This window comes from Paracidovorax wautersii, from assembly GCF_031453675.1.
GTDB lineage: Bacteria > Pseudomonadota > Gammaproteobacteria > Burkholderiales > Burkholderiaceae_C > Paracidovorax.
In genome coordinates, this window is the sequence record NZ_JAVIZX010000001.1 from 1,273,150 (window position 1) to 1,295,268 (window position 22,119).

Annotated in this window: 20 protein-coding genes; 10 read left to right on the plus strand and 10 right to left on the minus strand. The window is 71.3% G+C overall.

Annotated elements, in window-relative coordinates; all coding sequences use genetic code 11:
* Genes QE399_RS05885 through QE399_RS05895 form a run of 3 tightly spaced genes read left to right on the plus strand, consistent with a single transcriptional unit; the run spans position 1 to position 2,425 of the window.
* Entirely contained in the window at positions 1 to 306 is a 306-nt protein-coding gene (locus QE399_RS05885; RefSeq protein WP_309827020.1) for a DUF3649 domain-containing protein, read from the plus strand.
* Entirely contained in the window at positions 303 to 1,817 is a 1,515-nt protein-coding gene (locus QE399_RS05890; RefSeq protein WP_309827021.1) for a PepSY-associated TM helix domain-containing protein, read from the plus strand. The genes QE399_RS05885 and QE399_RS05890 overlap by 4 nt, the downstream gene beginning before the upstream one ends.
* A 38-nt stretch (positions 1,818 to 1,855) precedes the next feature.
* Positions 1,856 to 2,425 (plus strand): NAD(P)H-dependent oxidoreductase, encoded by a 570-nt coding sequence (locus QE399_RS05895; protein WP_309827023.1) that lies wholly within the window; start codon positions 1,856 to 1,858, stop codon positions 2,423 to 2,425.
* 108 nt (positions 2,426 to 2,533) lie between these two features.
* On the opposite strand, the gene QE399_RS05900 is transcribed toward QE399_RS05895, so the two are convergent.
* Positions 2,534 to 3,682 carry a M14 family zinc carboxypeptidase gene (locus QE399_RS05900; protein WP_309827024.1) on the minus strand — a complete coding sequence of 383 codons (1,149 nt, stop codon included), beginning with the start codon at positions 3,680 to 3,682 and terminating at the stop codon, positions 2,534 to 2,536.
* Entirely contained in the window at positions 3,682 to 4,464 is a 783-nt protein-coding gene (locus QE399_RS05905; RefSeq protein WP_309827025.1) for an alpha/beta fold hydrolase, read from the minus strand. Before QE399_RS05905 ends, QE399_RS05900 begins: the two co-directional genes overlap by 1 nt.
* Positions 4,465 to 4,676: 212 nt before the next feature.
* Between QE399_RS05905 and QE399_RS05910 the strand changes: the two genes are divergently transcribed.
* The gene (locus QE399_RS05910) at positions 4,677 to 5,234 is read left to right on the plus strand and encodes a flavin reductase family protein (protein ID WP_309827027.1); all 558 of its coding nucleotides are present in this window, start codon (positions 4,677 to 4,679) and stop codon (positions 5,232 to 5,234) included.
* A gap of 110 nt (positions 5,235 to 5,344) precedes the next feature.
* Here QE399_RS05910 and minE read toward each other — a convergent pair whose 3' ends face one another.
* From minE to minC, 3 genes are read right to left on the minus strand one after another with little or no spacing between them, the layout of a single operon-like run.
* Complete coding sequence (gene minE / locus QE399_RS05915) at positions 5,345 to 5,614, minus strand: cell division topological specificity factor MinE (RefSeq protein ID WP_309827029.1); 270 nt, start codon at positions 5,612 to 5,614, stop codon at positions 5,345 to 5,347.
* 3 nt (positions 5,615 to 5,617) lie between these two features.
* A complete protein-coding gene (minD, locus tag QE399_RS05920; protein WP_309827030.1) occupies positions 5,618 to 6,433 on the minus strand; it encodes a septum site-determining protein MinD in 816 nt (271 codons plus the stop codon).
* A gap of 59 nt (positions 6,434 to 6,492) precedes the next feature.
* Positions 6,493 to 7,254 carry a septum site-determining protein MinC gene (gene minC, locus QE399_RS05925; RefSeq protein WP_309827032.1) on the minus strand — a complete coding sequence of 254 codons (762 nt, stop codon included), beginning with the start codon at positions 7,252 to 7,254 and terminating at the stop codon, positions 6,493 to 6,495.
* Positions 7,255 to 7,423: 169 nt separating this feature from the next.
* Between minC and QE399_RS05930 the strand changes: the two genes are divergently transcribed.
* The gene (locus QE399_RS05930) at positions 7,424 to 8,359 is read left to right on the plus strand and encodes a DMT family transporter (protein ID WP_309827034.1); all 936 of its coding nucleotides are present in this window, start codon (positions 7,424 to 7,426) and stop codon (positions 8,357 to 8,359) included.
* Between the two features lie 277 nt (positions 8,360 to 8,636).
* Here the strand turns inward: QE399_RS05930 and pssA are convergent, their stop codons facing one another.
* From pssA to QE399_RS05945, 3 genes are all read right to left on the minus strand, one after another.
* Positions 8,637 to 9,260: a CDP-diacylglycerol--serine O-phosphatidyltransferase gene (pssA, locus tag QE399_RS05935; RefSeq protein WP_309827036.1), complete on the minus strand. Its 624-nt coding sequence runs from the start codon at positions 9,258 to 9,260 to the stop codon at positions 8,637 to 8,639.
* Positions 9,261 to 9,523: 263 nt separating this feature from the next.
* Positions 9,524 to 11,932 (minus strand): acetoacetate--CoA ligase, encoded by a 2,409-nt coding sequence (locus QE399_RS05940; protein ID WP_405044073.1) that lies wholly within the window; start codon positions 11,930 to 11,932, stop codon positions 9,524 to 9,526.
* 217 nt (positions 11,933 to 12,149) lie between these two features.
* Complete coding sequence (locus QE399_RS05945) at positions 12,150 to 12,386, minus strand: DUF6139 family protein (protein WP_309827038.1); 237 nt, start codon at positions 12,384 to 12,386, stop codon at positions 12,150 to 12,152.
* Between the two features lie 183 nt (positions 12,387 to 12,569).
* Between QE399_RS05945 and QE399_RS05950 the strand changes: the two genes are divergently transcribed.
* Positions 12,570 to 14,051, plus strand: coding sequence for an aldehyde dehydrogenase (NADP(+)) (locus tag QE399_RS05950; RefSeq protein ID WP_309827040.1), 1,482 nt, complete (start codon positions 12,570 to 12,572; stop codon positions 14,049 to 14,051).
* 103 nt (positions 14,052 to 14,154) lie between these two features.
* Here QE399_RS05950 and QE399_RS05955 read toward each other — a convergent pair whose 3' ends face one another.
* Positions 14,155 to 15,120: a LysR family transcriptional regulator gene (locus tag QE399_RS05955; protein ID WP_309827041.1), complete on the minus strand. Its 966-nt coding sequence runs from the start codon at positions 15,118 to 15,120 to the stop codon at positions 14,155 to 14,157.
* Positions 15,121 to 15,539: 419 nt separating this feature from the next.
* On the opposite strand from QE399_RS05955, the gene ubiM reads away from it, so the two are divergent.
* The 3 genes from ubiM to QE399_RS05970 all read left to right on the plus strand — a co-directional run bounded on the left by ubiM (position 15,540) and on the right by QE399_RS05970 (position 20,167).
* Positions 15,540 to 16,826 (plus strand): 5-demethoxyubiquinol-8 5-hydroxylase UbiM, encoded by a 1,287-nt coding sequence (ubiM, locus tag QE399_RS05960; RefSeq protein ID WP_309827042.1) that lies wholly within the window; start codon positions 15,540 to 15,542, stop codon positions 16,824 to 16,826.
* A 240-nt stretch (positions 16,827 to 17,066) separates the two neighbouring features.
* Positions 17,067 to 18,803, plus strand: coding sequence for an ABC transporter permease (locus QE399_RS05965; RefSeq protein ID WP_309827043.1), 1,737 nt, complete (start codon positions 17,067 to 17,069; stop codon positions 18,801 to 18,803).
* A 41-nt stretch (positions 18,804 to 18,844) separates the two neighbouring features.
* Positions 18,845 to 20,167 carry an ABC transporter ATP-binding protein gene (locus tag QE399_RS05970; protein WP_309827044.1) on the plus strand — a complete coding sequence of 441 codons (1,323 nt, stop codon included), beginning with the start codon at positions 18,845 to 18,847 and terminating at the stop codon, positions 20,165 to 20,167.
* A gap of 25 nt (positions 20,168 to 20,192) precedes the next feature.
* On the opposite strand, the gene QE399_RS05975 is transcribed toward QE399_RS05970, so the two are convergent.
* Positions 20,193 to 21,251 carry an MBL fold metallo-hydrolase gene (locus QE399_RS05975; RefSeq protein WP_309827046.1) on the minus strand — a complete coding sequence of 353 codons (1,059 nt, stop codon included), beginning with the start codon at positions 21,249 to 21,251 and terminating at the stop codon, positions 20,193 to 20,195.
* A 134-nt stretch (positions 21,252 to 21,385) separates the two neighbouring features.
* Between QE399_RS05975 and QE399_RS05980 the strand changes: the two genes are divergently transcribed.
* A complete protein-coding gene (locus QE399_RS05980) occupies positions 21,386 to 22,024 on the plus strand; it encodes a TetR/AcrR family transcriptional regulator (RefSeq protein ID WP_309827047.1) in 639 nt (212 codons plus the stop codon).
* The last annotated feature ends 95 nt before the right edge of the window (positions 22,025 to 22,119 follow it).

Sequence of the window (22,119 nt, forward strand, 5' to 3'; positions counted from 1 at the left end):
ATGCGCCCGGGTGGCGGACGCAGTGGCGCGCACGGCAGGCAGCGCCGGCCGTGGGAGGTGCTGGCACGCGGCCTGGCCGGCGGCGTGGGCGGCTACGGGCTGGCGCAGGTGCTGCCCGTGGCCCTGGTCGCGCCCTGGCCCCTGGCGCGCGCCGACGCCGCCCTCATTGCCCTGCAGTTGAGCTTTGCGGTCTATGCGGGTGCCGTGCTGTGGGCCTTTGCCGCGCGCAGCGCCGGGCGGGCGTGGGCCGGCATCGCCCTGATGGCGCTGGCGGCCGGCGCCGTGGCCTGGCTGGTTACGCCATGAGCCGCGGCCTGCGCCCCGCGCTGGGCTGGCTGCACACCTGGCTGGGCCTGCTGCCCGGCTGGCTGCTGTACTTCATGTTCGTCACCGGCACGGCGGGCTATCTCGACACCGAAATCGACCGCTGGATGCGGCCGGAACTGCCGGTGGCCCAGTACCCGCTGCCCGCGCTACCCGCCGCCACGCAAGCCCTGGCCTATCTGCAAGCGCAGGCGCCGCAGGCACGGCGCTGGTCCGTCCAGCTGCCCGTGGACCGCAACGAGCCCTACCTGCACGTGGCCTGGCAGCCGGCCGGCGGCGGACCCCAGGGCTCGGCCTGGCTCGATCCGCACACCGGCGCTCCACTGGCCGCGCGCGCGACGGCCGGCGGGCAGTGGCTCTACCAGTTGCACTGGAAGCTGCACTACCTGCCCGAGGGCATGGCGCAGTGGGCGGTGTCCATCGCCTCCATGGCGCTGCTGCTGGCGCTGCTCACCGGCATCGTGGTGCACCGCCGCTTCTTCGCGGACTTCTTCACCTTCCGGCCCGGCAAGGGACAGCGCTCCTGGCTGGACATGCACAACCTGGCCGGCGCCATCTCGCTGCCCTTCCAGCTGATGATCACCTACTCGGGGCTGGTCTTTCTGATGTTCTCGTTCATGCCGCTGGTCGCCAGCGCGTGGTACGGCCCGGCGCCCGGCGCCGTCCGGGCGCTGTATGCCGACCTCTTCCCGCCGCTGGCCGCCGCGCCCGCCGCCGGCCGGCCCGCGCCCCTGGCCCCGCTGGCCCCGGTGCTGCAGGACGCACAGGCCCGTTGGGGCGGCGCCCCCGTGGCCACGCTGGACGTGCTGCACCCGGGCGATGCCAACGCGCGGCTGCAGGTGGCGGGCTCCTTCGCCAGCGGGCCGGTGCGCACCGCCGGCATCCTGGTGTACGACGGCGTGACCGGCGCGCTGCTGGCCGACCGGCCGGCCTGGCGCGGCGCCCCCGTGGCCTCGCGCGACCTGCTCCTGGGCCTGCACGAGGGCCTGTTCGCGCCGCCCGTGCTGCGCGGGCTGTACGTGCTGTCGGGCCTGCTGGGCTGCGTGATGATCGCCACCGGCCTGCGGCTGTGGGCGCTGCGCCGCACGGCCGCCCGCCATGACGGCGGCGCCGTGGAGCGCACCAACGTCGCGGTGCTGCTGGGCTTGCCCTGCGCCATCGCCGGCTACCTCTGGGCCAACCGGCTGCTGCCGCTGGACCTGCCGCAGCGCGCGCACTGGGAGATGCAGGCGCTCTTCCTGTGCTGGCTGGCGCTCGGCGTGCATGCGGCCTGCACGCCGCCGCGCGGGGCCTGGCGGGTGCAGGCCACGCTGGCGGCCGTGCTGTTCGGCGCGCTGCCGCTGCTCAACGCGCTGACCACGCAGCGCCATTTGGGCCGGTCGCTGGCCGATGGCGACGCGGTGATGGCTGGCGTCGACCTGGGCCTGCTGGCGCTGGGCGCCGGCTTCGCGCTGCTGGCGCGGGCCTGCCGCCGCGCGGCGGGACATGGGTGATGGGCGTGCCGCCTCACCGCTTCGCTACCATGCGCGCCATGCCTTCCCCGCACCATCTCTTCCTCACCACCTCCACCCGCGAGCCGGGCCATGTCGGCAACACCGAATGGCTGGCGCGCCAGGCCGCGGCCGCGCTGCCGGCCGATGGCGCGCAGACCTGGCTGCACCTGGCGCAGCTGGAGTTGCCGCCGTTCGTGGACCTGCGCCACACGGCCGGCCAGTACCCCGCGCCCACGGGCGACATGAAGACGCTGCTGGACGCCACGCTGGCGGCGACCGACATCGTGTTCGTCGCGCCGGTCTACTGGTTCAGCATCCCCTCGCCGCTCAAGACCTATCTGGACCACTGGAGCGGCTGGATGCGCGTGCCCGGCCTGGGCTTCAAGGAGGCGATGGCGGCCAAGACGCTGCACCTCGTCACCACCAGCGGCGACCGCGCCAAGGCGCAGCCCATGGTCGATTCGGTGCAGCTGTGCGCGCAGTTCCTGGGCATGCGCTTCGCCGGCGCGCTCTGGGGCAAGGGCGGCCCGCCGGGCGCGGTGCAGGCCGACGCGGCCGCCGTGGAGGCTGCCGCTTCATTTTTGATAGCTGACTGCGCTCATCCATAAAGCGTTGGCGGGTCTTTTGGCTTCAAGAACGTAGGGGCAATCTCGCCAGGGGATCGTCCCTACGTTCTAAGGCCCGGCGCAACGCAGAGCTGCCGCAGCGGCAGGGCTTCAAGGCTCCGCCAAATGGCGGTCCATCCAGCGCAGCAGGTCGCGCCACATGGTGCGCACCTCGTCGTCCTGCGGCATCTTCAGCTCGTGCTGCAGTTCGATGGTGACCACGGGCAGCCCCAGGTGCACGCTGCCGTAGTGGCCCAGCGAGCCCGGGAACACGCCCAGCTGGTCCAGCCGCAAGCGGCCCAGGCGGCTGGGCGGCGGCTGCGGGCCGTCGAAGTCGAGCACGCCATAGGGCGCATGGATGCTCACCACCAGATCGGGATCGAACTGCGCCATCTGCGCGTGCAGGAACTGCGACTCGGGCTCGGACAGCGGCGTGGGGCCCGGCCAGCGGCGCGGGTCCTTGCGGGTGCGCTTGTCCCAGTAGATGGGCGCGTCGCGCTCCCAGTTCGGCGTGGGGAAGTTGCGGTTCAGGTCCACGCCGCGCGCGTTCACGCGGGTGGGCTTCTTCTCCAGCATGCCGTCGGGGTTGAGCACGGGAATGAAGCGCCAGTGCACCGGCCGCCGCGTGGGCAGGGCCTGCGACTCGGCCAGCGCGATCCAGCGCAGCGCGAGCGAGGCGGCGGTGAGTTCGTCGCCGTGCATGGCGCCCACCACCAGCACCTGCAGGGGCGTGCCCTCCACGAACCCCCGTGCGCCCCGGGGCGGCGGCGGCACATCGCGCCAGTACAAGGGCATGCCGTTGACGGAGCGGGCGCCGCTGTCCACCAGGCGGGTCTGCGCGCACTGCGCGGCCTTGATGCCGGGCAGGCGGGGCAAGAGCGGCTTGCAGGCCTGCTCGGCCATGGCGCGCACGGCTTCCTCGCTGAGCGCGGGCGCCGGCGCCGGCCGGGCGGGAGCGGCCAGCGCCTGCGGATCGGACGCTGCGCGGCGGTGCGGCGCGGGCGCCACGGCCTCACCGGCATCGGCCTGCGGCACGATGCGGCCGTGCGGGCCCACCAGCAGCGGGCGCTCGGAATCGATCGCGAAAAGCGCGGCGCTGCCGGGCGCGGCCCCCGCGCCGGCCACGGCCTGGGGGAAAGGCGGCAACCGCGCGGCGCCCCAGGCCAGGGCCAGCACGGCGCCAGCGGCCAGGGCCCAGATCCAGATGACGCTCGCAGCGGCGGCGGGGGCGGTGGCCCCGGAAGAGCGATCGCCCGCCATCAGTGCAACACCCGGGCCGAGGACGCCAGAAAGTCCAGCAGCGCGCCGTCGAAGCCCTCGGGGTCTTCCAGCTGCGGCCAGTGGCCGGCGTGCGGCAGCGTGATGTGGCGCGCATCGGGCAGCACATGGGCCAGCGCCTGCAGCGCCTCGGGCGGGTTGCAGCGGTCCTGCGCGCCGCCGACGATCAGCGCAGGCATGTGCAGCCGGGCCAGGTCGGCCGCGTTGCGCGCGAAGGTGGGCAGGGCGTGCAGCGCGCGGCGGTAGGCCGAGGGATGCACCTGCCCCATCGCGTGCGTGGCCAGGCGCACGCCCTCGGGCAGGGCGCCGGTGCCGATCTGCCGTGGCACCAGCGTCTGCGCGATCTCTTCCATCGACCGGCCGGACTCCAGCGCCTCCAGGCGCGGCGCCACCCACTGCTCCAGGCTGGCGTTGTCCAGGGCCAGGCCGCCGGCGCACAGCACCAGGCGCTGCACGCGCTGCGGCTGACGCAGGGCCAGTTCCACGGCCACCAGGGCGCCCAGGCCGTGGCCGACGAGCGTGACATGGCGGGCCTGCAGCGCCTCGATGAGCAGGCCGCAGCTTTCGGCCAGGCCCTTGAAGCCATAGGGTTCGATGGGAGCGCTGCGGCCGTAGCCGGGCATGTCCCAGGCGACGGCGCGGTAGCCTGCGCTGGCCAGGGTCTCGACCTGGGGCGCGAAGGTGAGGTGGTCGCCGTCCGCGTCGTGCAGCATCAGGACGGTGGGGCCGGAGCCCAGCGTGGTGAAGGTGGGTAGGAGAGCCATGGATACTGAAAGAGGGTTGCCGCCCGGCCGCAGCTGCGCTCCGTGGCCATCGGCGGTGGCCTGCCCGCGGCACGGACCAGGGCCAGCGGCCGGGCCCGGCCGCCGCGAGGCCCCAAGGCCGCCAGGGGCGGTACGGCGCCCGGACTGCACGTTCGCGGGGCGCGGACCATAATAGCCGACCCACCTTTTGCGGCCCCTGCGCCCGCGCCTTCGTGAACAGCCCCCTGCCCCGCCCGACCTCTGCCCGCCCGCCCGGCTTCTCTCCCCGCGAATTCCGCGATGCGCTGGGCATGTTCGCCACGGGCGTGACCATCGTCACCGCGCGCGGTGCGCAGGGCGAGCTGATCGGCATGACGGCCAGCTCGTTCAACTCGGTGTCGCTGGCGCCGCCGCTGGTGCTGTGGAGCCTGGCGCACAAGGCCTCGTTGCTGCCCGCCTTCGCGGCCGGCTCACACTACGCGATCAACGTGCTGGCGGCGGATCAGCGCGCGCTGGCCGAACGCTTCGCCACGCGCGGCATCGACCGCTGGGCCGGCGTGGACCATGCGCCGGGCATCGCCGGCGCACCGGTGCTGGCGGGGGCGGCCGCGGTGTTCGAGTGCTTCAACCGCAGCCAGTACGTGGAGGGCGACCACACGATCTTCGTGGGCGAGGTGGAACGCTGCAGCCACCTGGAAGGCGCCTCGCCGCTGCTCTACCACGGCGGCATGTTCTATACCGAACACCCGCTGGGCGCCGCGCCGGCCACGGCGCAGACGACGCAAAAATGATAGCTACCTGCGCTTGATACACAAGCGCTGGAGGCCATTTTGAGGCATAAACCAGGCCTCTACGGTACCCCCGCGCAAGGCGTCGGTGCCGGGAGACCGCGAACCCGCCCTTACTTGGCCGCAGCGTCCGGCAGTTCGATCTTCACCTCGAGCACTTCCAGGTTGTCCTGGCGCTCCAGCTGCACCTTGAGGTCTTCGGGGCTGATCTTCACGTACTTGGAGATCACGGCCACCAGCTCGCGCTGCAGCGCGGGCAGGTAGTCGGGCTCGGACGCATTGCGGCCGTTGCGCTCGTGCGCCAGGATGATCTGCAGCCGCTCCTTGGCGACGCTCGCAGTCTTCTTCTTTTCCCCCAGCAGAAAGGACAGGAATGAGGCCATGTCTTATTTGCTCCCGAAGAGTCGCTTGAAGAAGCCGGGCTTTTCGGCGTCGATGAAGCGCAGGGGTTTGTCTTCGCCCAGGAAGCGGGCGACGATGTCCTTGTAGGCCTCGGACACGTCCGTGCCCTGCAGATGCACGGCGGGCGTGCCCTGGTTGGAGGCCTGCAGCACGCTTTCGGACTCGGGCACCACGCCGATGAGCTTGATGCGCAGGATGTCCTGGATGTCCTCCAGGCTTAGCATCTGGCCGTCTTCCACGCGGCTGGGGTTGTAGCGCGTGATCAAGAGGTGCTCCTTGATGGGCTCCTTGCCTTCGATGGCGCGCTTCGTCTTGCTGCCCAGCATGCCCAGGATGCGGTCCGAATCGCGCACGGACGACACCTCGGGGTTGGTCACCAGCAGCGCCTCGTCGGCGAAGTGCATGGCCATGAGCGCGCCGCTCTCGATGCCGGCGGGGGAGTCGCAGACGATGTACTCGAAGTCCATCGCGGCCAGGTCCTTGAGCACCTTCTCCACGCCGTCCTGCGTGAGCGCGTCCTTGTCGCGCGTCTGGCTGGCGGCCAGCACGAACAGGTTGTCGCACTGCTTGTCCTTGATGAGGGCCTGGTTCAGGTTGGCCTCGCCGTGGATCACGTTGATGAGGTCATACACCACGCGGCGCTCGCAGCCCATGATCAGGTCGAGGTTGCGCAGGCCGACGTCGAAGTCGATCACGGCGGTCTTGTGGCCGCGCAGAGCGAGGCCGGAAGCGAAGCTGGCGCTGGTGGTGGTCTTGCCCACGCCACCCTTGCCGGAGGTCACGACGACGATTTTGGCCATGTTGTGCAAAGTCCTTGCGTTGGTCCGAATGGATAGAAAAACAAAAAGGTCCGAAAGATTCAGAGCGGCTCGATGAGCAGCTTCTCGCCGTCCAGCCGCACCTGGGCCGGCTTGCCGCGCACGTTGTCGGGCAGCTCGGTCTCGGTGGTGCGGTAGATGCCGGCCACGGAGACCAGTTGCGGCTCCAGGCAGGTGCTGAAGATGCGCGCCTCGGTGTTGCCGCGCGCGCCGGCGATCGCCCGGCCGCGCAGGGGCGCGTAGACGTGGATGTTGCCGTCCGCGATCACCTCGGCGCCGAAGCTCACCACGGCCATCACCACCAGGTCGCCGCCGCGGGCGTACACCTGCTGGCCCGAGCGCAGCGGCTTGTCGACCACCACGGTGGTGGGGCCGGCCACGGGCACCTCGACCGGCACCTCGACCTCACGCACCACCTCGCGGACCACTTCGCGCACGGCGGGTTCCGGTGCCTGCTGCACGCGGGCGGGCGGCGCCTCGGGCGCGGCCACCAGGCCGGCGGCGTGGGCGGCCTGCATCTGCGCGGCATTGCCGCCGCGCACGGCCACGGGCTGCGTGCGATGCTGGCGCAGGGCCTGGGCCACTGCGTCGAAGTCGATGGGCGACTCGGCGTCGCGCACGGCCGCCAGGTCGATCAGCACCGGATCGTTGTCGAAGAAGTCGGGGTCGTCCGCCATGCGCGCGGCCAGGTCGGTGGCCAGGACGTCGGCGTCGGTGGTCTTGAGCGCCACGGCCACCACCGGCAGCTGGGCGCTCTTGAGGTCAAAGCTGGTGCGGGCCGAGCCCGCCGTATCAACGGCCATGAAGAGAAGAGGTGCGGGGAAGAAGGCGCTGCACAGAAGGAGAAGGGGCCGGCTGGCGCCTTCTCGAAGCCGCGAAGTGTACCCCGCGCCAGCGCCGGCCCTGCATCCGAACGTGTCCTGGCGCGCCGGGGTGCCGGCAGCCACCGCGCCCGGCTTCCATAATCGCCCGATGTCCCTGCGCCCCAAGTCCCACCTCGACGCCCTCGCCGTTGCCATCCTGCTGGGCTGCTGCCTGTTCTGGGGCTTCCAGCAGGTGCTGGTGAAAACCACAGTGGCCGAGGTGGCGCCGGTGTTCCAGGCCTTCGTGCGCTTCGCCATCGCCACGGCGGCCATCGCCGCCTGGTGCGTCTGGCGCGGCGTGCCGCTGCGCAGCACGCGCGAGCCGGCGGGCGCCTGGGGCGCGGGCCTGCTGGCCGGCGCATTGTTCGCGGGCGAGTTCGCGTGCCTGTACATGGGCATCCAGTACACGACGGCCTCGCGCATCACCCTCTTCGTCTACTGCGCGCCGTTCTGGGTGGCGCTGCTGCTGCCGCGCTTCATTCCGGGCGAGCGCCTCGCCGGCCTGCAGTGGCTGGGCCTGGCCGGCGCCTTCTGCGGCGTGGCACTGGCCCTGGGCGACAGCCTGCTCGGCCCGTCGAATGCCAGCCACCCGTTGGGCTGGCTGGGCGATGCGCTGGGCCTGCTCGGCGGCTTGCTGTGGGCGCTGACCACGGTGGTGATCCGCTCCACGCCCTTCGCCCGCGTGGCGCCCGAGAAGCAGCTGCTCTACCAGGTGGCGATGAGCGCGGCCACGCTGCCGCTGCTGTCCCTTGCCCTGGGCGAGACCTGGAGCCTGCAGCTGAGCGCCTACGCCTGGGGCTCCATCGTGCTGCAGTCGCTGGTGGGCGCCTTCATCAGCTACCTGGCCTGGATGTGGATGCTGGCCCACTACCCGGCCACGAAGATCTCCGTCTTCGTGTTCCTCACGCCGGTGTTCGCCCTGCTCTTCGGCGCCGGCCTGCTGGGCGAACCCGTCACCGCCACCCTGGTGGCCGCCCTGGCCCTGGTGGCGGCCGGCATCGTGCTGGTGAACCGGCGCCCTGCCGCGACGGCACAAGCCAAATAGGCTTCTAGCGCTTATCCATCAAGCGCCAACAGCTACAGTATTAATAGCAAAATCATCAAGACACGCGGCCATGGATAGGCTTCACGCCCGATAGGTGGGACTGCGAAGGCTTCCGTTCCGCCAGACCAGGGCGTTACTACCGCCGGCCGCTCCTAGCCTCTATAAAACCAGAAGGCCGCGGAGCAGGCCATGCCAGCGGACGCCGTGGAACCGGCTCCGCCGGGCCACTGGCGTCGTCCCCCTCGGGGGAAGGCGCCGCAGGCGACTCAGGGGGGCGTCAGAACTTCGGTATGCGGATCCGGCTGATCATCAGCGAGCCCGACACCGCGAACAGCAGCACCAGCGGGTGCAGCGTGAAGCCGCCGATCAGCACCTTGCCGAACCACAGCTGGTCACGCACCGCACCCATCGACGCCGCCAGGGCCAGCAGCCCCACGAGCACGATGGAGGTGGGAATGGGCGTGCCCTCGAAGTACTTGACCTTGCCGTCGCCGCCGGACAGCGTCTCCGCCGTGACGTTGTAACGCGCCAGGCGCGACACGCCGCAGGCCACGAAGAAGGCCAGCACCACGCGGTCGTACATGCCCTGCATGCCGCAGGCGTACGCGATGATGGCCGGCGCCACGCCGAAGGAGATCACGTCGGCCAGCGAATCCAGCTCGCGGCCCATGGCCGAGGACTTCTGGCGCCAGCGGGCGATGCGGCCGTCGAACACGTCGAAGATCAGCGCCGCCAGCACCAGCGCAGCAGCGAAGTAGATGTGCCGCACTTCCGACGTTTCCAGGAAGGTCATGGAAGAAAACAGCGCGCCCACGCCGCACACCGCATTGCCCAGCGTGAACCAGTCCGCGAGATGGAACTCGCGGATCATCGAAAAGCGCTTGGGGGGCGTGGTGCTCATGGATTCCCTTTTTCTGTCGGTACGGCGGCAACGGCCAGCCGCGGCGGCCGGCTGAAGCATTATGGAACGCAGCCACGGCACGGCCGGTCAGCCAAGTCCTACGGTGCCCACACGCCAGGGCGGAGGGTGTGGACGATGGAGCCCGAACGCGTGCATGGCGGCTTCCTAAAAAACCACGGCACTAATCACGCCGCCATGCGCCTCCGCGTCATCGGGCAGTCTGCTGCGGCACGCGCTGTCCGCCCGATGCATGCAGAGTCTCTCTAGCGGCTGCGCGCAAAGTCCACGTACCACCCCAGGCACGCCGGATTGGCCATGGCATCGCGGTTGACCACCTTTTCCAGAGGCTGGCCCAGCAACAGCTTCTTGATGGGCAGCTCCTGCTTCTTGCCGGTGAGCGTGCGCGGCACCTCGGCCACGGCAAAGATGTCGTCGGGCACGAAGCGCGGCGACAGCGCCGTGCGGATGGCGCCGGCGATGCGCTGGCGCAGGGCGTCGTCCAGCGCCACGCCGCTGCGCAGCACCACGAACAGCGGCATGTAGCTGTCGCGGCCCAGGTATTCCAGGTCGATCACCAGGCTGTCGAGCACCTCGGGCAGCGCCTCGACGGCGCGGTACAGCTCGCTGGTGCCCATGCGCAGGCCGTGGCGGTTGATGGTGGCGTCGCTGCGGCCGTAGATGGTGCAGCCGCCGTGGGCACCCACCTTGAGCCAGTCGCCGTGGCGCCAGACGGCGCCCATCTCTGCAGGGCCGTCGCCGCCGCCGGGAAGCCTTCCGTGACCGGCCGGGTACATGTCGAAATAGCTGGCCAGATAGCGCGGACCGAATGCGTCGCCCCCACGCTCCCTCACTGCGTGTGGGTCGCTGCCCCCCGAGGGGGCCTTCGCACCTTGGGGCGGCCCGGCGGTGCTCACTTCGCCCCCACGCTCCCTCACTGCGTGTGGGTCGCTGCCCCCCGAGGGGGCCTTCGCACCTTGGGGCGGCCCGGCGGTGCTCAAGTCGCCGCCCCGCTCCTCTCCAGCGTGTGCGTCGTCGCGCACGTCGCCCCAGAAGTACAGCGGCATGGACGGCAGCGGCTGCGTGCAGACCAGTTCGCCCACGGCGTCGACCACCGGGCGGCCCTCTGCGTCCCAGGCTTCCACCGCCGCGCCGAGCATGCGGCACTGCATCTCGCCGGGCACCTGGGGCAGCTCGCGGTGGCCGCCGATGAAGGCGCCGCAGAAGTCCGTTCCGCCCGAGATGTTGTCCCACCAGATGGGTTCGCCCCCGCGCTCCCCCACTGCGTGTGGGTCGCTGCCCCCCAAGGGGGCCGCGCCTTGCTTGGGGCGGCCCGGAGCGGCGGCGGCCGGGACGGTGGGCACGGCGCGCAGGCGCTGGAACTGCGCTGTGCCCCACTCCTGCACCTCGGGCGAGAGGGGCGAGCCCGTGGTGCCCAGCGCCCGCACGCGGGAGAGGTCGCCGCAGTCCGCCAAGGTCAGGCCGGCCTTCATGCAGCTGGCATAGAACGCGGCGCCAGCGCCGAAGAAGGTCACGCCGGTCTCGGCGGCGAAGCGCCACAGCGTGCCCCAGTCGGGCCGGTCCTTGCTGCCGCCCGGGTTGCCGTCGTAGATGACGCAGGTGGTGCCCGACAGCAGGCCGCTGACCTGGGCGTTCCACATCACCCAGCCGGTGGAGCTGTACCAGTGGTAGCGCTCGCCGAAGCTGTTGGCCTCGTAGCTGCAGCCGATGTCGTTGTGCAACACCTTGAGCTGCAGCGCCACCAGCAGCATGCCCCCGTGGCCGTGCACGATGGGCTTGGGCAGCCCGGTGGTGCCGCTGGAGTAGACGATCCACAGCGGGTGGTCGAACGGCACCCAGCGCGGCGCGAAGGCCGCCGTTTCTGCGTCGTTTTGCCCTGTAGCGCTGGTGTAGCTTGCGCAGTCAGCTATGTTTTTTGCAGTACCCAGCTGGTCCACCACGATCACATGCTGCAGCGTGGGCAGCTGCGCGCGCAGTTCCTCCACCACCGCGGTGCGGTCCAGGTCGCGGCCGCCGTAGGCGACGCCGTCCACGGTGATCAGCACCTTGGGCTCGATCTGGCGGAAGCGGTCGAGCACGGCCTGCGTGCCCATGTCCGGTGCGCAGATGCTCCAGATGCAGCCCAGGCTGACGGTGGCCAGCAGGGCCACCATGGCCTCGGGAATGTTGGGCAGGTAGGCCACCACGCGGTCGCCCGGCTGCAGGCCCTGGCGCTGCAGGTGCAGGGCGAGCGATGCGACCTGCTGACGCAGCGCGGGCCAGGACAGCTCGCGGTGCCGGCCCTTCTCGTCACGGCTCACCACCGCGGGCAGGCCGGCGGCATGGGCGGCCTCGACATGCCGCAGTGCCTGCTGCGCATAGTTCACCTGCGCGCCGGGAAACCACTGCGCCCCCGGCATGGTGTTGCGGGCCAGCACGGCCGTATGCGGCGTGGGCGACTGCAGGTCGAAGTAGTCCCACATCGACTGCCAGAAGGCATCCAGATCGGTGACCGACCAGCGCCAAAGAGCCTGGTAGTCGTCGAACGCCAGGCCGCGCTCGGTGCGCAGCCAGTCCTGGTAGAGCCGCATCTGCGGAACGAACGGGGGGGTGCCGGCCCCGCCCGCGGCCGGGTCCGCCGTCTCGGCGGGAGGTTGTTGTGTACTTGTCTCCATGCGGTGCAGCGTAGCGTGCGCCTCGCCGTGCGTCATCCCGGGATCGTCCCCGGATTGACAGGGCCGGGGCGGAAGGCGCGCGCCCCGTCAGGGCGGCGTCCGCAGTCCATTGATGCGCACCGCCAGCCACCAGCGCGCTGGGGATGTCCTGCTTCCGCATCGCCCGGCAATGCCAGAGAAAGGAGGAAGCGGCCTCGGCCGCCCAGGGGCAGGCCCCTCAGTCCGTCTGCTCGCGCACGCTGGTGATGGCGTAGCCCTTTTCCCGCAGCTGCTGGCCGGGTTCCGGAATGCCGAAATCGTCCCAATGCGCGGCCTCTTCATCGAGCTCCTGGCCCTGCAGTTCGCTCTCCCAGTCGGTGTTGATCGCTTCCTGGGGGATGGGGCGGCCCTCGGGCACCACCAGGTGCGAGAACTTGCCCTCGGCTTCGGCTCGGCGGTAGATGTCCACGCGCATGTGTCGACTCCTTCAGTAGTGGGAACACGAACGACTCTAATGGTGCCCCCCGGCGGATGGCGTAGGAATAGGCGCTCCGGCATCAGGGGAAATTCCAGGGCGGTGGCGCAGGCGGCCCGGCCCCCGCTTGCCTTGCCCGGACAGCGCCGTTATGCTCCCACTTATCAGACATCAGACAACATTATGAGCAACACCCTCCAATCCATCGACGCCCGCACGGGCCAAACCCACGGCGACGCCTGGGCCGAATCCACCCCCGCCCAGATCGAGGCCGCCGTGGCCGCAGCCGCGCAGGCTGCGGACGCGTTTGCCGCCACCCCGGCCGCCGACCGCGCTGCCCTGCTGCGCGACCTGGCCAGCGCCCTGGAAGCCCAGCGCGAGACCCTGGTGCCGATCGCCGACCGCGAAAGCGGCCTGGGCCCCGTGCGCCTGAACGGCGAACTGGACCGCACCGCGTTCCAGTTGCGCGGCTTTGCCGATGTGATCGAGCGCGGCGATGCGCACGCCACCATCGACGACCCGGCCGTGGCCGGCGCGCCGCCCGCCGGCCGCCCGCGCATGCTGCGCGTGCGCGTGCCCGTGGGCCCGGTGGCCATGTTCTCGGCCAGCAACTTCCCGTTCGCGTTCTCGGTGCTGGGCGGCGACACCGCTTCGGCCCTTGCCGCCGGCTGCCCGGTGGTGATCAAGGGCCACCCGGCCCACCCCGAGCTGACCCGCCAGACCGTGGCGCTGGCCCAGAAGGTTGTGGCCGCGCGCGGCCTGCCGGCCGGCGTGTTCCAGGCCATCGAAGGCGGCTCCATCGCCGCCGGCGTGGCCCTGGTGCAGGCGCCCGCGATCGCCGCGGTGGCGTTCACGGGCTCGTTCAAGGGCGGCACCGCCCTGGCCAAGGTGGCCGCCGAGCGCCCCCGCCCGATCCCCTTCTACGGCGAGCTGGGTTCGGTGAACCCGCTGGTCGCGCTGCCCCCGGCGCTGGAAGCCAACGGCGCCGCCCTGGCCGAGACGCTGGCCGGCTCCATCTGCCTGGGTTCGGGCCAGTTCTGCACCAGCCCCGGCGTGATCGTCGTGCGCAAGGACGCCGCGGGCGATGCCTTCGTGGCCACGCTGGCCGAAAAGCTCGCCGCCCTGGCACCGCACGCCATGCTGACTCCCGGCATCCGCAGCGCTTTCGACAAGGGTGTGGCCGCCTGGAAGGGCCACGCCAAGCTCAAGGCGCTGGTGAGCGACACGGCCGCTGCCGGCGCCACGCCCCGCCCGTTCCTGGGCGAGGTGCAGGCCGCCGACTTCATCGCCGACGCGCACCTGCATGAAGAAGTGTTCGGCTCCGCCGCCCTGGTGGTGCGCGTGGGCTCGGTGGCCGAGACCATCGACGTGCTGAAGGCCGTGGGCGGCTCGCTCACGGTGACGGTCTGGGGCGCCGACGCCGACACCGCCGAGAACCGCGACCTGGTGCGCGCCGCCACGCAGATCGCCGGCCGCGTGCTGTTCACCGGCGTACCCACGGGCGTGGCCGTCACCGCCGCCCAACACCACGGCGGCCCGTTCCCCGCCTCCACCGCGCCGTTCACCACCTCGGTGGGCTATGCCGCGCTGGACCGCTTCCTGCGCCCCGTGGCGCTGCAGGATGCGCCCGCCTGGCTGGCGGACCGCAAGGGCGTGCCGGCCTGAACGGGCTCCGGGCCCTGGATGAAAAAAGCGCCGCCTGCCGGCGCTTTTTCTTTGAGGGGCCGGTCTTTTCGGGCTGCGGCGCTGACCGATCCAGCGGTGCTCGCTATAAATTTTGAATCGCCGAATCGGGCGAGGGCGCAGGCGCGTGCGCAGGCACGGCGGGCGGCTCCGGCTCGGCCCAGCGCGGCGTCTCGAACCATTCGGCCAGCAGGTCGATGAGCCGGCGCACCTTGGGCGGCACGTGGCGGCGGCTGCCGTAGACGGCGTAGATGCCCAGCTCCAGCGAGCGGTAGCCGGGCAGCAGCTCCACCAGCCGGCCGGCGGCGATGTCCTCGCCCACGATGAAGCCCGGCTGCAGGATGATGCCCTGGTGCTGCAGCGCGCCGGCGCGGCAGATGTCGCCGTTGTTGGTGCGGATGCACGGGTGGGTGAGCACGGTGATCGGCCCGCCCGGGCCGTCGAAGGTCCATTCGTCGCGGCCGGACCAGAGGCTATAGCCCAGCACCGCGTGCTGCGCCAGCTCGGCCGGGTGCGCGGGCGTTCCGGCGCGGCGCAGGTACTCGGGCGAGGCGCACAGGATCACGCGCGTGGACGACAGCTTGCGGCACACCAGGCTGGAGCTGGGCAGTTGGGCGATGCGCACGGCCAGGTCGATGCCTTCGTCCACCAGATCCACCACCCGGTCGGACACCGTCACGTCCAGCGTCACCTGCGGGTGGCGCGCGCGGAAGGCGCCCCAGACCTGCGCCAGGTGCAGCACGCCGAAGCTCACCGGCACCGTCACCTTGAGCTGGCCGACGGCCTCGCCCGTGCGGGAGGTGACCTCTGCCTCGGCCTCGCCGATGGCCTCGATCACCTCGCGGCAGCGCGTCTGGAAGACCTCGCCCTCCTCGGTGAGCGACAGGCGCCGGGTGGTGCGGTGCAGCAGGCGGGCGCCCAGGCGCGCCTCCAGCTCACCCACGTGGCGCGACACGGCCGTCTTGGAGACGCCCAGCGTCTCGGCCGCGCCGACGAAGCTGCCCGCATCCACCACGGCCAGGAAGGTGCGCATCTCCAGGTACTTGTCCATGGCGCCATTGTGCGGGGCCGGCGGGCGCCGGGGCCATGCCGGGGCGCGGAAAACGGCCCGCTTGCGCTGCTGTCCTGCACGGCCTCCGCGCGGGACGCGGTGTGATCCATCTTGCAGCGGCGCAAGCCCCGTGCGCTGCCGCGGAGAACATCAAAATTGATAGCTACCTGCGCTTTACCAGCAAAGAATTTCAATACAAAACCCATTGAATTCCTTTCAGGACAAGCGCAAGATGCTCCTAAATAGTGAGTACACGCCCGACAGGCCACGCCGCGGCGCGCATTGACACACTGCAACCCCGGGCCGGCGCCCACCGACGACAATGGGAACCCCGCCGAGCGGGCGTCCGCAGCCGGTTCCGCGCGCTTCGCCCGTTTTGCTTTTTTCTTTCCTGCTTTCTGCCCATCCCGGAGACCCGCATGCCCCAGCAGACCCCGACGACCCGCCGCAGCCCCGCCCGCAGCGATGTGCTCATCGTCGGTGCCGGCCCGGCCGGTCTGTCGCTGGCCATCTCCCTGGCCGGCGCCGGCTTCACCGCCACCGTGCTCGACCAGCAGCCCGAAGCGGCGCTGGCCGATCCCGCGCCCGACGGCCGCGAGATCGCGCTCACCCATCCCAGCGGCGACACACTGCGCCGCCTGGGCAGCTGGCAGCACCTGGCGCCGCACGAGATCGGCCGCATCCGCGAGGCGCAGGTGCACGACGGCCCGGTGGGCCTGCGCTCGGCGCTGGAGCTGGACGCCGTGGGCAGCGGCTGCGACCACCTGGGCTGGATCGTGCCTAACCACGCGCTGCGCCGCACCGCCTACCAGGTCGCCGCGCGCACGCCGGGCGTGACGGTCATCGCCGGCGCGCAGGTCAGCCGCGTGGCCGCCCTGCCCACGCACGCCGAGCTGGAATACACCCCCGCCGGCGCCGCCCCCGACGCCGCGCCGCTGCGGCTGGAGGCCCCGCTGCTGGTGGCCGCGGACAGCCGCTTCTCGGCCGCGCGGCGGCAGCTGGGCATCGGCGCCAGCATGACCGACTTCGGCCGCACGGTCATCGTCTGCCGCATGCGCCACGACGCGCCGCACCACGAGGTCACGCACGAATGCTTCGGCTACGAGCGCACGCTGGCCATCCTGCCGCTGCCCGACGACATCGTGGACGGCGCCCAGCAATGCTCGGTGGTGGTCACCGCCAACACGGCCGACGCGCAGCGCCTGATGGCGCAGGACCCGGAGACCTTCGCCGCCGAGGTGGCTGCCCAGTTCCAGCACCGCCTGGGCGCCATGCGCCTGGTGGGCGAGCGCCACGCCTACCCGCTGGTGGCCGTGTACGCGCACCGCTTCTCCGGCACGCGCTGCGCGCTGCTGGGCGACGCCGCCGTGGGCATGCACCCGGTGACGGCGCACGGCTACAACCTGGGCCTGTCGGGCGTGGAGCATCTCACCCGTGTGCTGGTGGACGCGCGTGCCGCGGGCACCGACATCGGCGCCGCCGGCGTGCTGGAGCGCTATGCCCGCGCCCACCACCGCCATGCCTTCCCGATCTACCAGGGCACGAACGCCATCGTGAAGCTGTACACGGACCCGCGGCCCCTGCCCAAGCTGCTGCGCCAGGCCGTCATCCAGGGCGCGCGCCGCCTGCCGCCGCTGAAGGCCGCCATCGTGGGCCAGCTCACCGGCCGCGGCCTGGCCGGCGCCCTGCGCGCACCGGCGCGCTGACGCCCTGCGGGCCGCACGCCGGCACCAAAGGCATCACTGGCACCACCGGCGGCACGGACGCCCCGGACGGCGGGGGCGGGCGCCCCGGCCCCTGCACGCGGCGCGGACGGCGCCTGCACACGACCGCAACATAAGCCGCCTACGCTGGCGGCCTGTGCGGCGCGCGCCCGGTCTTCACCTCGCAAAGCGCGTTCCGATCCCCGCAACCTGCGCCTGCCCCGTCCGTCCGTTCGTCCGCCCATGACCGCCCCGTCGCGCCGCGAATTCTTGCCCCGCCAGACCGTGGAGGCGCCGCCCAACCGCTGGGACTGGGCGCTGCTGCCCCTGGTGCTAGCCGCCATCGTGCTGGGGGCGTACGGGGCCGCGCAGATGGCGCAGCCTTTCCACCTGGGCGATGCGCTGCCGCTGTCGCTGGACCCGGCGCAGCTGCCCTACTACCTGCTGCGCACCACGCTGCGCATGGCCGTTGCCATGCTGGCGTCGCTGGTGTTCGCCTGCGTGTTCGCGGTGCTGGCCGCCAAGTACCGCCTGGCCGAACGGGTGCTGGTGCCGCTGCTGGACATCCTGCAGTCCATTCCCATCCTGGGCTTCCTGTCCATCACCGTGACGGGCTTCATCGCGCTCTTTCCGGGCAGCCTGCTGGGCGTGGAATGCGCGGCCATCTTCGCCATCTTCACCTCGCAGGCCTGGAATATGGCCTTCAGCCTCTACCAGTCGCTGCGCACCGTGCCGGCCGAGCTGCAGGAGGCCGCGCGCGTGTTCCAGCTCTCGGGCTGGCAGCGCTTCTGGCGGCTGGAGCTGCCCTTCGCCATGCCGGGGCTGCTGTGGAACATGATGATGTCGATGTCCGGCGGCTGGTTCTTCGTGGTGGCGTCGGAGGCCATCTCGGTGTCGCACCAGGACATCAAGCTGCCCGGCGTGGGCTCGTACATCGCTCTGGCCATCGAGGCGCGCGACCTGCCGGCGATCGGCTGGGCCATCGCCTGCATGCTGGTGGCCATCCTGCTGTACGACCAGCTGCTGTTCCGCCCGCTGGTGGCCTGGGCGGACAAGTTCCGCTTCGAGGAAGGCAGCGCCGATGCCGCCCCGCGCTCATGGCTGCTGGGCTGGCTGCGCCGCGGCCGCGCCACGCAGCGCATGGCCGGCTGGTGCCAGCGGCAGCTGGGCCGCACGCTGACGCTGTTCCAGCGCCGCTACGACGGCACCTCGATCCGCGCCCGGCCCGCCGCGCCCTCGCCGCGCGCGGAGCGGGTGTGGGATGCCGTGCTGGCCGCGGGCGTGCTCTTCGCCATTGCGCGGCTGGTGCACTTCGTGCACGCCGAGGTGGGCTGGCGCGAGGTGGCGCATGTCTTCGCCCTGGGCGGCTACACGCTGGTGCGCGTGCTGGTGCTGATCGCGCTGGCAGCGCTGGTGTGGGTGCCCGTGGGCATGTGGATCGGCATGAACCCGCGCTGGGCGGGGCGGCTGCAGGCGGTGGCGCAGTTTTTGGCCGCTTTCCCGGCCAACCTGTTCTTTCCGGTGGCGGTGATGCTGGTGGTGCACTGGAGGCTCAACCCCGACGTGTGGCTGTCGCCGCTCATGATCCTGGGCACGCAGTGGTACCTCCTCTTCAACGTGATCGCGGGCGCCTCCAGCATTCCCAACGAACTGCGCCTGGCCGCGCAGAACGTGGGTCTGACGGGCTGGCTGAAGTGGAAGCGCTACCTGCTGCCCGCCGTGTTCCCGAGCTTCGTGACCGGCGCCATCACCGCCAGCGGCGGTTCGTGGAACGCCAGCATCGTGGCCGAGTACGTGACCTGGGGCGACACGACACTGCAGGCGCAGGGCCTGGGCAGCTACATCGCGCAGATGACGGCCACGGGTGACTTTCCGCGCATCGCCCTGGGCATCGGCGCCATGGTGGTGTTCGTGATGGGGCTGAACCACTTCCTGTGGCGGCGCCTGTACCGCCTGGCCGAAGACCGAATGCATTTCTGACCCGCCCCGAACGTTGTCCGTTGAATGAACGCACCACCACCATGACGCAATCCATCATCGAACTCCAGGGCGTGGGCAAGCGCTTCCGCTCGTCCGACGGCCGCGAACGCCCTGTGCTGAGCGGCGTGGATTTCACGCTGCGCGAAGGGGAGATCGTCGCGCTACTGGGCCAGTCGGGCTCAGGGAAAAGCACACTGCTGCGCATCATGGCCGGACTGATCGCCGCCGACGAAGGCGGCGTGCGTTACCGCGGCCAGCCGCTGCACGGGCCGGCGCGCGCGATCAGCATGGTGTTCCAGTCGTTCGCGCTGTTCCCGTGGCTGACCGTGCAGCAGAATGTGGAACTGGGCCTGGAGGCGCGGGGCGTGCCGCAGGCCGATCGCGCCAAGCGGGCCGAGGCCGCCATCGACCTCATCGGCCTGGCGGGCTTCGAGGGCGCGCTGCCGCGCGAGCTGTCGGGCGGCATGCGCCAGCGCGTGGGCATCGCCCGCGCCCTGGTCACCGAGCCCGACGTGCTGCTCATGGACGAGGCCTTCTCCGCGCTCGACGTGCTCACCGGCGAACGCCTGCGCGAGGACATCCTGCAGCTGTGGCGCAGCGGCACCATGCCCACCCAGGCGATGCTGGTCGTGTCGCACAACATCGAAGAGGCCGTGATGATGGCCGACCGTGTGCTGGTCTTCGCCAGCGACCCGGGCCGCATCCGCTGCCAGCTGGCGATCCAGCTGCCGCATCCCCGCAGGGCCGACAGCGAACCGGTGCGCGCGCTGATCGACGAGGTCTATGCCCTGATGACGGCCGGCGCCACCCGACCTGGGGCGGTGGCGGGCGAGGCCCCCGCGGAGCAGCCCGAAACCGCCGCCCTCACCGACCGCCTGCCCGCCGCCGACGTGGCGCGCATGGACGGCCTGCTGGAACTCCTGGCGGAGCCCCCTTTCGGTGGCCGCGCCGACCTGCCGCGCCTGGCCGAGGAGACCAGCCTGACCGATGCCGAACTGCTGCCCCTGGCCCACGCGGTGGCCCAGCTCGGGCTGGCGGCGCTGGAGGGGGGCGACCTGCAGATCACCCCGCTGGGCCGGCGCTACGCGGAAGGCGGCCACGGACTGCGCCAGCAGCTCTTCGGCCAGCAGCTGCTGGCCCATGTGCCGCTGGTGGCGCACATCCGCCACAGCCTGGAGCAGGAGGCGCAGGGCGAGCTGCCCGAGGCGCCCTTCCTGCGCCTGCTGGCGGAACAGCTGGGCAGCGCGGAGGCCGAAAGCGTGCTGCGCACGGCCATCACCTGGGCGCGCCACGGCGAGGTGTTCGAGTACGACTTCCACACCGGCGTGATGCGGCTGCCCACCGGCGACGCAGCACCCGCCTGAACGGCGAAGCGCAGCGGCCCGTTCATCAGTCCGCAGGCTGGGCGGCGCCGACGGCGCGCCACCACGGCTGCGTGCCCGTGGGCGCGGCGATGTCCACGCGCTCGCCCATGGCGGGCGTGACCAGCGGGACGCCGCGTTGCGCCGCCAGGGCTGCGATGCGCTCGAACGGGTCCGTCCAGGCGTGCAGCGACAGGTCGAACGTGCCGTTGTGGATCGGCATCATGTGGCGGCCCCGCACGTCCAGGTGGGCTTGCAGGCTCTGCTCGGGCTGCATGTGCACGTCGGGCCAGTCCTCGTTGTAGGCGCCCGTCTCCACCAGCGTCAGGTCGAACGGGCCGTAGCGCTCGCCGATGGCCTGGAAGCCGTCGAAGTAGCCCGTATCGCCGCTGAAGAAGATGCGGGTGTCTGCGGTCATCAGCACCCACGAGGCCCACAGCGTGCGGTTGCCGTCCGACAGCGTGCGGCCCGAGAAATGCTGGGCCGGCGTGGCCACCAGCTGCACGCCGCCGAGGGTCGTGCCCTGCCACCAGTCGAACTGCTGCACCTTGGCCGCCGGCACGCCCCAGGCGATGAGCCGGTCGCCCACGCCCAGCGGCGCCACGAAGTGCTCGGCTTTCGGCGCCAGGGCCAGGATGGCGGCATGGTCCAGGTGGTCGTAGTGGTCGTGCGACAGCACCACGCCGGTCAGCGGCGGCAGCTCGTCGATGGCGATGGGCGGTGCGTGGAAGCGCTTGGGGCCGGCGAACTGCACAGGCGAGGCGCGTTCGGAGAACACCGGGTCCGTCAGCCAGAAGCCGCCGTTCAGCTTCAACAGCATCGTGGAATGGCCCAGGCGCCACAGGCTCCCGTCAGGCGCGGCCAGCACCGCCGCGCGGGTGAGCGGCTGCACCGGAACCGGCGCGCTGGGCACGGTGTCGGCCGGTTTGTTGCCGGTGAGGAAGTTCCAGAACACGGACACCGTCTTGGCAAAGCCCAGCGCATGGCGCGGCGCGCGGTTGCGGAACTTGCCGTCCACGAACTGCGGTGACGCGGTGTGGGCCGCGGGAGGGGCAGGAGGAGCACAGAAGCGGAGGATGGCGGCCATGGCGATCAGAAGGATGAAGAGCCAGAAAACCCGGTGCCGATGGAGCAAGCGCATGGGCGTCGGAATGAGAAAGTACACCCGAAAGTGTAATTCAAAGAGTCGAAAAGTAAACTTGAGAGTGTAAAATTTGACCTATGCCCGCCCCCGCCACGCCCACCCGCCTTACCGACCGCAAGCGCACGGCCATCGTTCAGGCGGCCATTGCGGAGTTTCGCGAGCACGGCTTCGCGGGGACGAGCATGGACCGCGTGGCGGCCGTGGCCGAAGTGTCCAAGCGCACGGTCTACAACCATTTCCCCAGCAAGGAAGAACTGTTCGAGGCCATCCTGCTGCACCTGTGGGACCGCAGCCATGCCCTGCCCGAGGTGCGCTACGACCCGGCCCGGCCCTTGCAGGAACAGCTGCGCGCCGTGCTGGACACGAAGATGCGCCTGCTGGACGACCCGAGCTTCATCGCCCTGTGCCGCGTGGCCATGGCGGAGATGATGCACAGCCCCGAGCGCGCCCGGGCCATGGTGGCGCGGCTGTCGGAGAAGGAAGAGGACCTGCCGGTGTGGATCCGCGCAGCGCAGGCCGACGGCCGGCTGCGCGCGGGGGTCGACCCGCAGTACGCCGCGCACCAGCTGCATGGCATGGTCAAGGCCTTCGCCTTCTGGCCGCAGATCGCGCTGGGACAGCCGCCGCTGACGGGCCCGCAGCGCGAGCAGGTGCTGGCCGATGCGGTCGAGATGTTCCTGGGCCTGTACGCCCCCTCCCCCGCGGCGCGGGGCTGACCCTCCCCGGCGCGCCCGGCCGGGCGGATCTGGCGCCAGGGAACTTCTGCACGAATCGAGCGGCAAGTGGGCGCTGCGGATCGGGAGGGGATGCA

Coding starts and splice junctions, on each gene's coding strand:
- QE399_RS05975 (WP_309827046.1), bottom strand. CDS start 21,251: ATGGCCGCCATCCTCCGCTTCTGTGCTCCTCCTGCCCCTCCCGCGGCC.
- QE399_RS05955 (WP_309827041.1), bottom strand. CDS start 15,120: ATGGACAAGTACCTGGAGATGCGCACCTTCCTGGCCGTGGTGGATGCG.
- minE (WP_309827029.1), bottom strand. CDS start 5,614: ATGGCCTCATTCCTGTCCTTTCTGCTGGGGGAAAAGAAGAAGACTGCG.
- QE399_RS05895 (WP_309827023.1), top strand. CDS start 1,856: ATGCCTTCCCCGCACCATCTCTTCCTCACCACCTCCACCCGCGAGCCG.
- pssA (WP_309827036.1), bottom strand. CDS start 9,260: ATGAGCACCACGCCCCCCAAGCGCTTTTCGATGATCCGCGAGTTCCAT.
- QE399_RS05900 (WP_309827024.1), bottom strand. CDS start 3,682: ATGGCGGGCGATCGCTCTTCCGGGGCCACCGCCCCCGCCGCCGCTGCG.
- QE399_RS05950 (WP_309827040.1), top strand. CDS start 12,570: ATGAGCAACACCCTCCAATCCATCGACGCCCGCACGGGCCAAACCCAC.
- ubiM (WP_309827042.1), top strand. CDS start 15,540: ATGCCCCAGCAGACCCCGACGACCCGCCGCAGCCCCGCCCGCAGCGAT.
- QE399_RS05885 (WP_309827020.1), top strand. CDS start 1: ATGCGCCCGGGTGGCGGACGCAGTGGCGCGCACGGCAGGCAGCGCCGG.
- minD (WP_309827030.1), bottom strand. CDS start 6,433: ATGGCCAAAATCGTCGTCGTGACCTCCGGCAAGGGTGGCGTGGGCAAG.
- QE399_RS05890 (WP_309827021.1), top strand. CDS start 303: ATGAGCCGCGGCCTGCGCCCCGCGCTGGGCTGGCTGCACACCTGGCTG.
- QE399_RS05945 (WP_309827038.1), bottom strand. CDS start 12,386: ATGCGCGTGGACATCTACCGCCGAGCCGAAGCCGAGGGCAAGTTCTCG.
- QE399_RS05930 (WP_309827034.1), top strand. CDS start 7,424: ATGTCCCTGCGCCCCAAGTCCCACCTCGACGCCCTCGCCGTTGCCATC.
- QE399_RS05980 (WP_309827047.1), top strand. CDS start 21,386: ATGCCCGCCCCCGCCACGCCCACCCGCCTTACCGACCGCAAGCGCACG.
- QE399_RS05970 (WP_309827044.1), top strand. CDS start 18,845: ATGACGCAATCCATCATCGAACTCCAGGGCGTGGGCAAGCGCTTCCGC.
- QE399_RS05940 (WP_405044073.1), bottom strand. CDS start 11,932: ATGGAGACAAGTACACAACAACCTCCCGCCGAGACGGCGGACCCGGCC.
- QE399_RS05965 (WP_309827043.1), top strand. CDS start 17,067: ATGACCGCCCCGTCGCGCCGCGAATTCTTGCCCCGCCAGACCGTGGAG.
- minC (WP_309827032.1), bottom strand. CDS start 7,254: ATGGCCGTTGATACGGCGGGCTCGGCCCGCACCAGCTTTGACCTCAAG.
- QE399_RS05905 (WP_309827025.1), bottom strand. CDS start 4,464: ATGGCTCTCCTACCCACCTTCACCACGCTGGGCTCCGGCCCCACCGTC.